Source organism: Paludibaculum fermentans, from assembly GCF_051172195.1.
Taxonomy (GTDB): domain Bacteria; phylum Acidobacteriota; class Terriglobia; order Bryobacterales; family Bryobacteraceae; genus Paludibaculum; species Paludibaculum fermentans_A.
The window spans coordinates 4,361,275-4,375,722 of record NZ_JBPJAQ010000001.1 but is presented as its reverse complement, the minus strand read 5'-3'; the positions used below and the strand labels follow the sequence as shown (position 1 = coordinate 4,375,722).

Genomic DNA, 14,448 nt, shown 5'->3' with positions numbered 1-14,448 from the left:
GCACTGCCGGCTGCGGCGTGGCCGCCGAACCGAACTCGGAGCTGATGGAACCACTGTCTGGCGAGCATGGCTGTCAGGGCGGAGATCAGGGGTACCAGTTCCGCCTGTGGGGTCACGACAGGGACAGATGCACGGGCAGAGCCAAACGAGGTGTGAGGCTGCAGATGGGAATATCCGAGTGTTTCCGCCTGATCGGGGGGGGTTACCGAGAGTTCCGCTCGTGCCCGGGCGTGTCGGGTGGCGGTTGGTTGTGTCGAGTATTCGACACAGATTGGGGGAGAAGCGGCCAGGCGGCCAGGCGGCACTCACCTGGACCGCCAACTCACTGAGCCTGAAGGGCTAGCCCGCGTTGCGGCGGAATGCAGATTGGGACCGGGACGGCGTCACGGCGGCTGCGGCGGGCGGCGCTCGAGCCGCGGCCCCAAATTTGCCTGTCAGCGGATTCGTTTCGACACTTGCGAAGGAGGTTGAACTGCTGGGAACGCGGTGAAAAGGGAGGGGGTGGAAGTACGCGTAGGAATCCACTGACGGGGCGGGCTGCTCTCCCACTGGCGGCAGGGCGAATGGCACGCATTAAAAGCAGAGCGCCTGCGCGAAGATCCAGTATCATTTGCGCTATGGCCGCGGAACCAAGCATCGAGGTGCGAGGGTCGATCGATATGAACGCCTTGCGGGGCTTTCTGGGCATGGTTGGCTCCGCCGTGGGTCCTGACCTCATCCTGAATCCGGGCAAGAACCTGTTTCACTATGCCGATTTGAACGGGCTGCTGGGCATCATCCAGAATGGCGACTTGTGGTTGACGCATTCCCGCTACTCCAATGATGAAGAGGAGATGGCGCGCGGCCAGCGAGTGGCCATGGAAGCAGTGGATTCGGCGCTGAAGGAAAGCAAACTTGCCGCATCCAAAAAGGAGTACCTGACGAAACTGCAGGCCCTGATCGCCAAGCCGTCATTGGAGGGGGTGTACATCTGCTGTTTCTGCCAGAAGGATAATTTGCTGAGCCAATGGAGGGGCTATGGCGCGATGGGCGCTGGAGTCAGCATCCAGTTCGATTCCAGCAAGTTCGGCGATTGGACGGGGGCCGACTGCCCGTACGGGCTGATGCGTTTCTGGAAGGTGTTATACAACGCCGAACGGCAGCGAAGAATCATCGACAGTGCGATCAAGTTCTCGTGGAATCCTGCGCTGCCGCCCGCCAAAGGCGCGCAAAGGGCGGCCGATGCGATTCAGTTCTTCATCCCGACATTCAAGAATGCAGATTTTGAGGAAGAGTCAGAATGGCGCTTCATCTTCACGCCCAATCCGCAGTGCAAGGTGGTTCCGCAGTTCCGAGCGCGCGGGAGCATGTTGGTGCCTTATTACCGGCTGCGCGACCTGGTCGTGCAGCCGCTGAAGAAGAAACCAGCGGTGCCGCCGCGACTACCCATCTGTCATGTGACGGTCGGCCCGAGCGCGGACAAAGCGCTGAATGTCGTCAGCGTTAAGATGCTGCTGGACCAATACGGTTATACGCAAGTCCCTGTTGATGCGTCGATGACCTCGTTCCGCGGGTGAGCGAATGGAATGCTGGCGGCAGGATCGAGATTGGACGAACCGGTCAGCGCTGCAGTTGCCTGTTCGGCACGACCGGCAATGGGACACCCCGACGCGTGGCCGGGCGGCGGTAGATTTTGTCCATTTCCGTTACATAGAGCCACTGAAGCCCGGGACCGCCGAAGAAGACGTTGGTCAGGTCGCCTGCTGCTGGAGGGCGGAGGACAGCGGTCACGCGGCCCCGCGGATCACACACCTGAATGCCCTGCTTCGTCGCCACGTATAAAAAGCCTTCGGAGTCGAAGGACATCCCTCCGGCGTCGATCTCGTCTGGCTGGCTGCCGCCTTCGAGACGACAGAACTGCTTTGCGTTGAGAAGGGATCCGCCGGCGCCGATCTGGAAGGACCAGATCCAAGGTGTTTGCGAATCGCCCACGACGAGCAGGGGCTGTGTAGTGGAGGCCCGCACGCCGCGCGGCCACTTCAAGCCCTGGTGCACGATGCGTTTTGAGCCATCTGGCTTCAACAGCCAGACGAGGTGCGCCGGCGCTTGCGTGTAGTAGACGTCATTTCGAACAGTGACCGTCAGGTGATGGGTTTGGACGCCTTCTGTGATCACCGATTCCGTACCATCGGGCGAGAGGGCGACGATGCGTTTGCGGTCGTGCTGACCGGCATACAAACGCCCGTCGGGGCCGAAAGCGATGCCGTGCGCATCGTTGCTGCCCTCTTTCCACAGGGCGATCGTGCCAGCCGAATCGATCTTCATGATCCGGTTGCGATGCGCATCCGTGAAGAAGACAGTTCCGCTGTTATCTACGGCGGTATCCGCAGTCAACTGGTAGCCCTCGCCGAGCAGCGTCCAGGTGCTACCTGGAGCGAGAATCGCGGCGGCTCCCCGGCCATCGATCTCCGGGGCGGGCCTGGCGTCCTGCGGGCGAACGGTCGACATTGCGGCGAGCGCCAGAATGAAGAGGGGCACGGCGCGGAGCATCTTCACAGTATTCCACGGCATTGACAGCGGCGGTCGTCGCCTTGAGGTGTTTGTTGGCGAGCGGGTCCACCATCCGCTGGTTGAAGCCGGAGTTTCGCCACCCGATTTGCGCGGCGGTTCTACCGGAGGGCATTGGGCTGAACCGCCGTGCCGGTTCCTGCGATGCTGGAGGAGGCTGGCAGGGCATGACGGGTGTAACCTTCTTCACCGGCTCCGGGATTCTCTCGCCACCTAAGTAATGTGACCGCCGCAGAAACCAAACCTAGCCCGATGGGCCCCGCTGCCAGGACTGTTGCGCTGACAGTGGTGACCATGCTGTTCTTTGCCGCCAACTCTTTGCTGGCGCGATTTGCGCTGCGGTCTGGTGCCATTGATGCGGGCAGTTTCACGGCGATCCGGATAGGAGCGGGCGCCGCGGCGCTGGCGTTGATTGTCGGCATTCGCGGCGGGGCACGCGGATCCAATGGCCGGCCTGGATCGCTGCGAGCGGGCATCGCCCTGTTCTGCTATGCGATCGCTTTCTCTTACGCCTACCTGATGTTGAATGCCGGCACGGGGGCCCTGGTGCTGTTTGCCGCGGTGCAGATGACGATGCTGGGCAGCGGAATCGCGCGCGGTGAGCACCCGAGGGCCACCGAGTGGGGCGGCCTGGCCCTGGCGTTCGGGGGCTTGATTTACCTGGTGCTGCCAGGATTAGCAGCGCCTTCCCCGCTGGGGGTGATGCTGATGGCCGGAGCTGGAGCAGCCTGGGGATTCTACTCGATCGCGGCGCGCGGCATTCAATCTCCGGTCGCGGCGACTGCCGGGAACTTCGCCAGGGCTGTGCCCATGGCTGCTGGTGCGTTGCTGGTGATTTGGGTATTCGGACGTCCACATGCAAACTGGCTGGGAGCGGGCACGGCGGCGGTCTCCGGCGCAATCACCTCCGGTTTGGGCTACGCGATCTGGTATTCAGCCCTGAGGGGCATGAGAACGAGTGTTGCGGCGATCGTGCAATTGACCGTCCCGGTGCTGACAGCGGGGGCCGGAGTGCTGCTGCTGGGCGAGCAATTGACAGCGCGGCTGGTGGTGGCTTCGATGGCGATCCTGGGTGGAGTGGCCCTGGCGCTACTGGGGAAGCTTCACGCGGACAAGCCCCGGCGCTAGATAGGGTGAGCGGCGTGACCGCGGCCGGCTGAGGCATTCCAGGGCCGGGAAGGGCTGGACGACTTAGCTCAACAGGCTTTCCGCCTGACCAGGCCGTAGAGCACCGGCAGCAGGCAAATACCCGCCGCGGCGACATAGAACGTTGTCGCGGACACCGCGACATAAGCGTGGTAGCGGGCGAACGCGAGCATCGCGCAGGCGGTGCAGAGCGCTATCAGAATGTTTGAGTTGAATCGTTTGGTCATGATCCCCCCGGAAGAGCCGGATCGCCCTGCCTCGGTGGCCAGGCGTCAGTACTCCAGTCGCACCCGCCAGACGAATCTTACATATCGTCTGTAATCGATCTCAGCTTGTGGCTGAGATCCTGAACCTGAATACGCCTGGAGCGCTCCAGCAGGACTCCAGCCAACATCATCGCGAGCAAAGCAGCGATGCCGCCTCCCGTTTGCACCGCATGAAGGTAGCGGCCGGAGCCAGGCGCCGGCGGGACTGTGCTGACTCCAACCAGATTTACCACCACGTAACCAGCCAGAGCCCCCAGGGGGACACCCGCATACAGGCATCGGGCGAGGAACAGATCGCGCCGCGCTTGAGCCAGCATCCGCTTGAGAAGGCTCACCAGGTCCAGGGTCAACCCATCTGTCCGGCCGCAGGCCGCGCGCCGGCGATAGACCAGGCCGATAGCCAGCCCAAGATTCCAGAGCGTGCTCAGTACGCCATAAGAAGCGATACGGCCCGTTGCTTCTTCGAAGATGAGCAGGACACCGATGCCACTGAGAATCGCGAGAATAGTCCGCCTGAGCCGCTGATGCAGTTGCTTCTGGCGTTCCAGATCTTTCAGCAACTGGTGGGCGTCGGGCGCTGGCGCGCTTTGCCAGAGGGCAATGATTGGATCCCGTTGATGTTGAGGAATCATGGATGATCTCCGACGCTGAGCCTGATGGCGGATTTGGCACGGTGGAGTCGAACCGAGGCATTGCTTTCACTAATCCCCAGGGCCTGGGCGATGTCCTTGATGGGCACCTCCTCAAGATAGAGGGTTGCGACGGCCTTGAGGCTATCCGGCAGGCTGCGAACAGCCTCGATGAGGAGATTCACACGCGCGGCCTGGGTCATCGTTTCGTGAACGTGGGGGGCCGGATCGGGGAAGGTCCCGGCCAGGTGCTGCGATGGGCGTGCAACTGCACGGCGGACATGGGTGACACATACGTTCTGGGCGATGCGGGCAATGAAGCCTTTCAACGTGGCCTGGTCCCTCAACTGAGGCAGGGCTCTCCATACGGCGAACCAGATGTCCTGCGTGAGATCCTCGATCCTGCCGGGATCTCTCTCATAGACAGTTGTGATGCGCCGCACCATGCCGGCATGGGCGTCGATAATTTCCTGAAACTCGGCCATACCACCCGAAGCCCGCTTCCGTTCCGACCTTCGTCTGAATCATAGTCGCTGACGAAGCTGGGATCTTACAAACCTGCCCATCGCCGGCAGGGTGAATCGCGGGATCGATCGGGTCATCGCTGAATCAGCTATTCAAAGCGCCAGGCGAATGCCCCGCTTCGCCTACTGCCAGGATTTCGCAACTTGATAGATTGATACGGTGTTGAATCGAGTTCTCCTGGCGATGGCTTTCACCGCCTTCGCGTACTCCGCTGAGAAGCCCCGCGTGTTGGTGTTGACCGACATTTCGAGTTTGACGACGGGGGTGAGGGAACCGGATGACGGGCAATCGCTCGTCCGGTTCCTATTGTTCTCGAATGAGTTCGATGTCGAGGGCATTGTTGCCACGTCGAACCTGGGTCACGGCCAGGTGGTGCGGCCGGAACTGATCCGCGAAGGGATTGACGCTTACGCCGCGGTCTGGCCGAATTTGCGGCGGCATGTTTCCAATTATCCGGACCCCGTGCTTCTTCGCGAGCTTGTCAAAGCAGGGCAACCTGTCGCGGGACCCAAAGTGCCCGTGGAAGCAAGCGTCGGCGAAGGGAAGGACACCGAGGGTTCGAACTGGATTATCAAAGCCGCGGGCAGGCCGGATCCTCGCCCACTCTGGATCCTGATCTGGGGTGGGTCAGCCGATCTGGCGCAGGCGTTATGGAGGACGAGAGACAACGCCGAGCTCCGCAGGAAGCTGCGGGTGCACGCGGTGCATGACCAGGACTCCACCGGCCCATGGATCCGAAGGACTTTCCCGGATGTGTTCTACATCCTGCGCGGCGATGCAGTCAGGGGGACTTACCGCGGCGGTGATACCAGCCTGGTTTCACCGGACTGGGTGGAGACGAATGTGAGGGTGAACCACGGTCCGCTGGGCGCCTTGTATCCGAACTACAAAGGCGGTGACGCCTGGTCAAGCCGGCTGGGCGCGGTGCGCGGAGTGAAAGAGGGCGACACGCCAACATTCCTGGCGTTGATTGAGAACGGTTTAAATGACCCCGGCAGGTTGGAATTGGGTGGATGGGGTGGACGAGTTCTGGACGCCCGGGATGCGGTGGAGAGCGATGCGGCGCCGGACGATCCAAATCCATCGATGATCTCGGTTTACCGCTGGAGGGAAGCCTGGCAGGCCGAGTTTCAAGCGCGTCTTGACTGGTGTGTGCGTGAGCCGGCGAAGGCGAACCACCCACCCATCGTGAGGCTGAAAGTGGCCGGGCGTAAGTTGGATGCCCGCGGCTCCAGCGACCCGGATGGCGACAAGCTGACCTTTAGCTGGATGATCTATCCCAGGAGTGAGCGCAAGGCCCGGATTGAAGCGAAGGGGGCAAAGGCGCATATCGTCGCTGAGCCGGGTGTGGGTCCAGTGCATGTGGTGGTGGCGGTTCGCGATGCAGGCACGCCTGCATTGACCAGGTATGCCCGGGCCGAGGTGCAGTGACGGTACCGGACGTTGCACAGGCCTCACAGGACGCACGGGCGGCAGGACGTTTCGGCAGGAGGGCCCGCCCGTGACAGGATGGTAGGAGCAGGGCTGGGCCAGGACTGATCGTGTCCTCATCCTTCAGAACCAGACCACGGTCATGCCGCCCCGCGGAAAGGATAGGTGTTGCCAGAGCAACCAGGGTTGTTTTCAGCGGTGAAGATCGGTGAGTTGGAGTTGCCGAATCGAATCATCATGTCGCCTATGACGCGCATCCGGGCTGAGGAGGACTGCGTCCCTGGTGAGCGGATGGTCCGCTACTACTCGCAGCGGGCCTCGGCTGGGTTGATCATCACCGAAGGGACACATCCCAGCCCCATGGGCCGCGGATACACGCATCCTCCCGGGCTGCACACTGAGGCGCAGGCAGCCGGCTGGCGGAAAGTGACGGACGCCGTCCATAACGGTGGAGGACGCATCGTGGTTCAACTGATGCACGCCGGACGGGTGTCACACTCTTCCCTGCTGCCGGGCGGGGCGCTGCCGGTGGCGCCCTCGGCGATCCCGATATACGGGGAGATTCACACATTCGACGGGAAGTTCCCATTTGAGACGCCGCGCGCGCTGGAGACGGAAGAGGTTCCGCTGGTGGTTGAGGAGTACCGGCGGGCAGCGGAACTGTCCATCGCGGCGGGATTCGATGGGGTAGAACTGCATGCGGCAACTGGGTACCTTCCGAACCAGTTCCAAGTCACGGGGTCGAACCAGCGCACCGATCGCTACGGGTGCTCCTTGGAAGGGAGAACGCGCTTCACCCTGGAACTGATGGAAGCGCTGTGCAGCGTGAGGGGTGCGGGCCGGGTAGGCATCAAGATCGCACCGGGCTTCACCGTGAATGACACTTACGATGAAGACCCCATCGAGACATATACCTATCTTGCCCAGCACCTGCAGTCGTTCGGGCTCGCGTATGTTCATGTGGGTTACGACAGCGGGTATTCGCGGGGCACCTCGCCGGCATTCAATCCCGTCGATCTGATCCGCACTGTCTACACCGGACAAGTGCTGGCCGCGGGCGGATTTACCAAGGCGTCGGGTGAAGCTTCCCTTGCGGCCGGGCGGGCCGATGCCATCGTCTATGGCCGGCCATTCATTTCCAATCCCGACCTTGTCGAGCGATTCCGGGTGGACGCTCCCTTGAGCCCGTGGGACGTCAGGACATTCTATGGCGGTGACGATCACGGGTACACGGACTACCCGGTGATGAACGCAGAATAGACGAGATACAAGCACCGGCACGCCCGCCGAGGTAGTCGATATGCCCTCATGCAAGAAGCAGATCGAGGGCTTCCCGGTGCTGCCTATTTGAGCCGGACTTTGAGGGCCTCCACATCGAGATCGCAGAAGGCAGGCCGGCTCTTGGCGCGCGCCTGCGCCTGCCCCTGCTGGGTGAACTCCATCGAAGCCTGGCTGGCAATCTCGAAAGCCGGCCAGTTGGGGAGTTTGGGGCCATTCGGATTTCCGGTCTTGGCGAAGTTCGTCCAGTAGCCCATGATGGACTCGCCCAGGGTATAGTCGAGCGGCTCAAACGGAAGCCAGTTCCAGGCAGGCTTGCGGAATGTGCCGAAGACGTACGGCAATTCAAGACTATGGAAGGAACCCAGGGTAGGTTGCCCTTTGCCGGGAATGGAGCGCAGGAACTGATAGACATAAGCGGGGTGACCGGTGCCGCCATGAAGCAGGGACATTGCCATGGCAGGACAGGCGCAAACGACGTCGTTGATCCAGCCATCGGCGGACTCCGTCCGGCCCAGCGCGTTGTTGATCACAAAGAGTCCCGTCACCAGGGACGCCGAGCCCCCGTAGAAGATGCGGATGGTCTCCTTGATCGAGTCGCCGGCCAGGCCGCGATTCGCACTCTCCGAACTGGAGGGCCCCCGAAACACGCTGATCTCGCGGCCGTTGTTGCCGATCATCAGATCCACAGGCAGTTGCCGGCCCTCCGCGAAAATCTTCGCTGGAGGTTCACGCAGGCACCACCCGTCCAACACGAACCCTGGATCGGCACCGCTGGTTGAGGCTTCGCGAGCCGCTTTCACCACGGTTTCCGGAGACGAGTCGCGCAGCTTGAGAAGATTAGCGGGGGCCCCGAGCGAGCGGGCTACGCTCTCACCGAAGCGTTCACCCTTCTCCAGCGCGGCCGGGTGATGGGCCAGGCTGAGTACCGGCCCACTTTCCAGGATGGCGCGCTGGAACAGCCCCACCGATAGAGGGGAGCAGAGCAGCAGTCCGGTGTTGATGGACCCGGCCGATTCGCCAAAGACGGTGACGCGCTTCGGATCGCCGCCGAACTGCGTGATATTCTGCTGGACCCATTGCAGCGCCGCGAGTTGATCGAGAAGGCCGTAGTTCCCGGAGGCATGATGCGGTGATTCGCGGGTGAGTTCCGGATGCGCAAAGAAGCCGAGCACGCCGAGACGGTAGTTGAGTGTGACGACGACGATGCCTTTGCGCGCCAGGGCGGCGCCATCGTAGCCGTTCTCGCCACCGCTGCCGATTACGTTCGACCCGCCGTGGATCCAGACCATTACGGGCAGGGCGGTTTTTGCTGGCCACTGGGGCGCCCAGACGTTGAGGTACAAGCAATCCTCGGAGATCTCGATGGGCGTGTGATTGTAGCGGGTGCCGTACCGTTCAGCGAGCGGGGTGAGAAAGCGGCCCGTGCCGAGCGCGGGCTGGATACAGGAGGCGGACACCCTGCCTGCGTCGCGGATGCCCTTCCAGGGCTGAACGGGCTGAGGCTCACGCCAGCGCAGATTCCTTACCGGAGGCTGCGCGAAGGGTATGCCTTTGAATACGCCTCCGCCGGGCAACGACGAATCCAGGACGCCGCGGATCGAGCCTCCGGTCACACTGGCAACAGGCGCTTCGCCGGCGGCCGGCGCTGGCGGAACTGAGAAGGCCAGCAGGCTGGCAAAGAAGATGCCGGTTGTGGTTGCCGCGATTGGTCTGGTCAAGGGGCTTGTTCCTTTCGCACCTGCAGACCGGAGGAAGCCGTCCGGAGTGCGGTGGATGAAAGACAAGCATACCGGCAGAGTTACCTGACCGGGGCAGGAGAATTTAGCTCCACAAATTGAAAGGGCCGGCCACGCTCGACTGGAGCGTGGCCGGCCTGGTTCAGTGATCTCGAAACGGGGCTAGAAGAGGATCTTCAGAGCCAACTGACCGATGCGGGGATCCTGCGCGCTGGTGATGGAGCCAAAGCCGCCGGCGCTCTGGGTGACGTTCGGGTTGTTGAAGTTGGCGTGGTTGAACACATTGAAGAACTCCGCGCGGAACTGAAGGTGGAAGCGTTCCGTTCCGAGGGGGAAGTCCTTGAAGATGCCGGCATCCCAATTGACAAGCTTGGGGCCGTGGAGCGCGCCCTTGCCCATGTTGCCCCAGTTCCCAGTGGCGGGGAGGCCGAAGGCGGAGGGGTTGAGGTAAGAGACGCAGGTGCTGGTGCCGGTGCAGGCGTTGGTGCCGTAGGCGTCCCCGCCGAGGTAGTTGGCGCGGTCGCTGCCGATGCCGGTCTGTGACTGGTCCTTGCCGGCCAGAAGGGTCAGCGGCCCGCCCGTCTGATAGGTGAAGATACCGGAAACCTGCCAGCCGCCCAGGGCGGTGCGGACGAAGTAATTGGAGCCCGCGAGCTTGGGCACGTCATAGACATAAGAGGCGACCATGCGGTGGCGATGGTCGAACTCAGAAAGGCCGCGATCGAACTGGTGCCGGCCGGTCAGGTACCACGGTACAGGCGAGTTGCTGCCTTGCGCCACACCGGTGATGCCCATGTTGGCGGGCGTGTCGTCGATCGATTTCGACCAGGTGTAGTTGACCATCGTCGTAAAGCCCTTGGAGTAGTGCTTCTGGAGCGTGGTCTGGAAGGAGTTGAAGCTGGAGTTCTCGTCGAACGAAGCCTGGCTGATGGAACCGTACGGTTGGAACAAACGGCGGGCATCGGCGGAAAGTTTGCTGCCGGCGGTGTAGACAGCCGGGTTCATTTCGATGGCCTCGCCGAGATGCGAGCCGTGAGATCCGACGTAAGCGACGCGGCCGACCCACGCATCGGCGAGTTGGCGTTCGACGATGAGGTTCCAGTTGTAGATGACGGGCGCAATGGCTTTGCCGCCATTGGCGGGGTCATAGGAGATCACCAGCACCGGGCCGGGGAAGGCAACGTCCTTCGGCGGCGGCCAGACCGCGGGGTACGGGTTGGTGATGCCTTTGTAAGGATTGGAGAAGCTGCCCTGGGGCTGGGTCAGGCTGATCTGGGGGCTGAAGGGCGTGACGTCGACGAAGCGGTTGTTGTACACGCCGGGCTGAAGGGCGTCGTAGAACATGCCGATGCCGCCGCGGAGGCTCGTCTTGTTGTCGGAGGTGAGCGCGTAGGCGAAGCCAGCGCGGGGGGAGAAGTAACTCAGGTTAGACTTCTGGCCCCAGAAGGGCATGCCTGAATCGCCCGGGAACAGGAGGCCGGCGGGCGCATTGGTATAGACCGAAGAATGCTTGTTGGCGATGTAGTCAGCAGGTGAGAACTGCTCCATGCGGTTCTGCATTTCATGCCAGGGGAAGAAGGGTTCCCAACGCAGGCCCATATTGACGGTGAGCCGCTGGCTGGCGTGGTAGTCGTCCTGGACATAGAGGCTGTAGGAATACAGTTGGTTGTCCTTGTACTCGCCATAACCTTGAGCAAACGTGCGGACATAGCCGAGCATAAAGCTGGCCAGGGCGTCATTGGTGTTATCCGCGGTGAAGCTAAATGAACCGGAAGTGCGGAAGAGATTGCGCAGCAGGACCTGTCCACGGATGGCTGCACCGCCGAAGGCGATGTTGTGCTTGCCGCGGATCCAGCTGACATCGTTGCTGAGGTTGTATTGGTTGCGGATGAAGGAGGCGGGATCGGTCTGGCCCTGGCTGAAGAAGCCGGAAACCGAAATGCCGTTGAGCGCCTTGATGGTGGGCTGCCAGATATTCACGCCGAGGTCGGCCAGATTGATGGTGTCGAGGGAAGGACCACGGACTGAGGTCTCGCGGGAGAAGGAGGCGCGGAACTCGTTGATGACCGACGGCGAGAACATGTGAGTCTCGCTGACCAGCGCGTTCTGGCTGATGATGGTCGAATAGTTCGAGTTGGCCAGATAGTTCGCCTGCTCGAGGAAGCTCCTGTTGCTGAACTTGTCGTAGAAGTAGCGGGCGCTCAGGCGGTCTTTCTCGCTGAACGTATGGTCACCGCGGGTGAGGAACTCATTGAAATTCTGCGCCAGCGGAGTGGAGTAGAAGATGCGGCCGTTACCGGAACCCTGCACCGGGATGTACTTCATGAACTTCACGGCCGCGGGATCGAGCCGGCTGCTGGGGATAATGTTGCCGGCGAACGGAGTGCCTGTTGTGGGGTCGAGGACAGAGGTCGCCTTCGAGAAGGGGTTGGTGGGGTCCGTCGCGCTCAGGACGTTGGAGAAGTCTCCGGTGGTGTTCTGCGTGAGGGGGACATAGGCGCTGGAAGTGTTGCCCACATTGCGGATGAGCGTGCCCTGGTAGCCGAAGAAGAAGAAGTCCCTGTTCTTGCCGTCATAAACGCCGGGGATGGAGATGGGCCCGCCGACGGTGCCGCCGAACTGGTTGCGCTTGAGCAGGTCGCGCTTGGCAGCAAAGAAATTGCGGGCGTTGAATTCGGCGTTGCGCACAAACTCAAAGCCGCTGCCATGGTATTCATTCGTACCGGACTTAGTCACGACATTCACTACACCGCCGGCGTTGCCGCCGAACTTCGCAGCATAGTTGGATGTCTGGACCGAGAACTCCTGCAGGGCGTCCGGGAAGGGGAAGGGCTGGTTGACGTTGGTATAGATGTCGTTGTTATACGAGCCGTCGAGGCGGAACGAGATCTGGTTCTGACGGCTGCCGTTTGTGGAGACCGTCACAACCGAGGGGAACGTCTTGGTATTGCCTTGGTCCACGTCATTGGCGGGCGCCGGGATAGCGCCCGGCACGACGAGGAGGAGGGAGGCTGCATTGCGGCCGTTGAGAGGAAGATCGACGACGCGGCGCTGATCGACTACAGCGTTGGCGGTGGCGCTGGTGGTATCGACCTGAATGGATTCGGCGCTGACGTTGACGCTTTCCACGGATTGCTGCACGGAGAGCGGGAGGTTGACGGTGAGGTTCTGGTCAGCCTGGAGTTGGATCGCCTTGCGGGTGAGCAAGGCAAAACCGGAGGATTCAACAGTAAGCGTGTAGAGGGCGGGCCGAAGGGCTGGCACTACGAAATAGCCCTGGTCGTTGGTGGTGGTTTCACGGGAGTTCGCCGTCGCTTCATCGGTGACACGGATCTTGGCTGAAGGGACAACCGCACCCGTAGGGTCAGTAACTGTACCGACGATAGTGCCAAATCCCTGACCGTAGGCGGCGAGGCCGATAAGCGACAGGAGAAAGAGTGGCGCAACATTGCGCACAAGGCGAAGGCATGGTGACGACATGGTAGAACCCTTCCGGCAGGTTGGAAGCGTCTCGTTCCGTCGAGGGCAGCGAGTTTCCATTCTGACCTGCATTTCTATTCGTAACTGCGCAAAGATCGGGATGAGACCCTTTGCAGCAAAACTGGCTCAGTATGCACCTACCCATCGCTGTCATGCCAGTGTGATAACTCTGAGCCTGCGGAGCCCTTCTGAGACTCGCCGTAACTCACTGATGGCATGGAGCCAATTTGTGGGATGTTGGGCATGGCGAAGCGAAACGACTCATGGAGCTATTCCGCATTGCGGAATTAATAGTCTTAAGCGCTTACAAGCAGGAGACAAAGAGATCAGCAATATGGCTGTCTTCCGGAGGGTGATTCGGCCATGCTACCTCTCAATTGGTGAAGTCCATCGATAGGCACCACGGAACGCGCGACTCGTGGGAGAACCGGCCCCGCTCGTTTCTGGGATAGACTCCTAGTGATCTGGAATCTCCTCCATTGAAAGGCGTGAAATCCCATGTCGTCCTCGCGCGGCCGTAGCTTCCGCTCCATCCATTCACTCTTCCTACTGGGTGTGTCTTTTGCCGTCCACAGCGCAGTGCTGCCGGCAGGGCTCTTCGGCCAAACCGTGCCGCCGGCCCTCGAATCACCGGCCGTGCGCCCGCCGCAGACCGGCCCCAATGGGGAGAAGTACATCGGGATGCCGAAGTTCCACGAGCCGGCCCCATACGACATTAATGAGCACACGGGCTACCAGCAGATTTTCGACGGCAGCACTTTCAGCGGCTGGGATGCGGATCCCACCATCTGGCGCGTCGAGAACGGCGTGATGATCGGCGAGACTCTCGAAGGCAAACCGAAAGGGAACAACTACATCGTCTACAAGGGCGACAAGCCTCGAGACTTCGATCTGAAGCTTCAGATGAAGATCGAAAAGGGAGGCGGCGGAGGGATTCAGTACCGCAGCGTCACTGGCGTGCCCTGGACGCGGCCGCAACCGAACGGCCAGCCGCCCTATGATCTCAAATTCATGTTGACGGGCCCACAGGCGGACTTCTGGTTCCCGGTGACAGCGCGGACATCGGAATACACCGGCCAATGGTACTCGGAGAACACAATGCAGGGGATTCTGGCGTATCGCGGCCAGGTCACCCAGGCGCTGCCGGGCCAAACCAACCGACTGGTCGCCAACATCGGCGACAGGCAGGCCTTGGGCGGTTATGTGAAGGTGAACGAATGGAACGACTATGAGATCATCGCGCGCGGTGGCGTGATGATGCACATCATGAACGGCCAGCTCATGGCTGTCTTCATTGACGACAACAAGGATTCAGTGAATAACCAGGCCGGCCTGATCGGCTTCGAGATCGAAAGCCAGCCGTGCAAAATTTCGGTGCGGAACATCTGGCTCAGGAAGTTCGATTAG

At 61.4% G+C, this 14,448-nt stretch carries 11 protein-coding genes; 5 read left to right on the top strand and 6 right to left on the bottom strand.

Annotated features, from left to right (window positions below):
• Positions 1-617 precede the first annotated feature (617 nt).
• Positions 618-1,556, top strand: a complete 939-nt coding sequence (locus ACR9Y2_RS17645; protein WP_435042823.1) for a DUF2971 domain-containing protein — start codon at positions 618-620, stop codon at positions 1,554-1,556.
• A 43-nt stretch (positions 1,557-1,599) separates the two neighbouring features.
• Here ACR9Y2_RS17645 and ACR9Y2_RS17640 read toward each other — a convergent pair whose 3' ends face one another.
• On the bottom strand, positions 1,600-2,529 hold the full coding sequence (locus ACR9Y2_RS17640) for an SMP-30/gluconolactonase/LRE family protein (protein ID WP_435044879.1): 930 nt from the start codon (positions 2,527-2,529) through the stop codon (positions 1,600-1,602).
• 270 nt (positions 2,530-2,799) lie between these two features.
• Between ACR9Y2_RS17640 and ACR9Y2_RS17635 the strand changes: the two genes are divergently transcribed.
• Entirely contained in the window at positions 2,800-3,675 is an 876-nt protein-coding gene (locus tag ACR9Y2_RS17635; RefSeq protein ID WP_435042822.1) for a DMT family transporter, read from the top strand.
• 68 nt (positions 3,676-3,743) lie between these two features.
• Here the strand turns inward: ACR9Y2_RS17635 and ACR9Y2_RS17630 are convergent, their stop codons facing one another.
• From ACR9Y2_RS17630 to ACR9Y2_RS17620, 3 genes are all read right to left on the bottom strand, one after another.
• Positions 3,744-3,920 carry a hypothetical protein gene (locus ACR9Y2_RS17630; RefSeq protein WP_435042820.1) on the bottom strand — a complete coding sequence of 59 codons (177 nt, stop codon included), beginning with the start codon at positions 3,918-3,920 and terminating at the stop codon, positions 3,744-3,746.
• Positions 3,921-3,997: 77 nt separating this feature from the next.
• Entirely contained in the window at positions 3,998-4,591 is a 594-nt protein-coding gene (locus ACR9Y2_RS17625; RefSeq protein ID WP_435042819.1) for a hypothetical protein, read from the bottom strand.
• Entirely contained in the window at positions 4,588-5,073 is a 486-nt protein-coding gene (locus ACR9Y2_RS17620; RefSeq protein WP_435042818.1) for an RNA polymerase sigma factor, read from the bottom strand. The genes ACR9Y2_RS17625 and ACR9Y2_RS17620 overlap by 4 nt, the downstream gene beginning before the upstream one ends.
• A 202-nt stretch (positions 5,074-5,275) precedes the next feature.
• On the opposite strand from ACR9Y2_RS17620, the gene ACR9Y2_RS17615 reads away from it, so the two are divergent.
• The gene (locus ACR9Y2_RS17615; protein ID WP_435042816.1) at positions 5,276-6,544 is read left to right on the top strand and encodes a DUF1593 domain-containing protein; all 1,269 of its coding nucleotides are present in this window, start codon (positions 5,276-5,278) and stop codon (positions 6,542-6,544) included.
• 168 nt (positions 6,545-6,712) lie between these two features.
• Positions 6,713-7,804 carry an alkene reductase gene (locus ACR9Y2_RS17610; RefSeq protein ID WP_435042814.1) on the top strand — a complete coding sequence of 364 codons (1,092 nt, stop codon included), beginning with the start codon at positions 6,713-6,715 and terminating at the stop codon, positions 7,802-7,804.
• 83 nt (positions 7,805-7,887) lie between these two features.
• Here ACR9Y2_RS17610 and ACR9Y2_RS17605 read toward each other — a convergent pair whose 3' ends face one another.
• Both ACR9Y2_RS17605 and ACR9Y2_RS17600 read right to left on the bottom strand, forming a co-directional pair.
• A complete protein-coding gene (locus tag ACR9Y2_RS17605) occupies positions 7,888-9,543 on the bottom strand; it encodes a carboxylesterase/lipase family protein (RefSeq protein ID WP_435042812.1) in 1,656 nt (551 codons plus the stop codon).
• 180 nt (positions 9,544-9,723) lie between these two features.
• The gene (locus tag ACR9Y2_RS17600; RefSeq protein ID WP_435042811.1) at positions 9,724-13,041 is read right to left on the bottom strand and encodes a carboxypeptidase regulatory-like domain-containing protein; all 3,318 of its coding nucleotides are present in this window, start codon (positions 13,039-13,041) and stop codon (positions 9,724-9,726) included.
• Between the two features lie 498 nt (positions 13,042-13,539).
• On the opposite strand from ACR9Y2_RS17600, the gene ACR9Y2_RS17595 reads away from it, so the two are divergent.
• Entirely contained in the window at positions 13,540-14,448 is a 909-nt protein-coding gene (locus ACR9Y2_RS17595; protein WP_435042810.1) for a 3-keto-disaccharide hydrolase, read from the top strand.

What these genes read in the sequence shown, in the direction of transcription:
- ACR9Y2_RS17645 (WP_435042823.1), top strand. Translation starts at nt 618, where the DNA reads ATGGCCGCGGAACCAAGCATCGAGGTGCGAGGGTCGATCGATATGAAC.
- ACR9Y2_RS17640 (WP_435044879.1), bottom strand. Translation starts at nt 2,529, where the DNA reads ATGCTCCGCGCCGTGCCCCTCTTCATTCTGGCGCTCGCCGCAATGTCG.
- ACR9Y2_RS17635 (WP_435042822.1), top strand. Translation starts at nt 2,800, where the DNA reads ATGGGCCCCGCTGCCAGGACTGTTGCGCTGACAGTGGTGACCATGCTG.
- ACR9Y2_RS17630 (WP_435042820.1), bottom strand. Translation starts at nt 3,920, where the DNA reads ATGACCAAACGATTCAACTCAAACATTCTGATAGCGCTCTGCACCGCC.
- ACR9Y2_RS17625 (WP_435042819.1), bottom strand. Translation starts at nt 4,591, where the DNA reads ATGATTCCTCAACATCAACGGGATCCAATCATTGCCCTCTGGCAAAGC.
- ACR9Y2_RS17620 (WP_435042818.1), bottom strand. Translation starts at nt 5,073, where the DNA reads ATGGCCGAGTTTCAGGAAATTATCGACGCCCATGCCGGCATGGTGCGG.
- ACR9Y2_RS17600 (WP_435042811.1), bottom strand. Translation starts at nt 13,041, where the DNA reads ATGTCGTCACCATGCCTTCGCCTTGTGCGCAATGTTGCGCCACTCTTT.
- ACR9Y2_RS17595 (WP_435042810.1), top strand. Translation starts at nt 13,540, where the DNA reads ATGTCGTCCTCGCGCGGCCGTAGCTTCCGCTCCATCCATTCACTCTTC.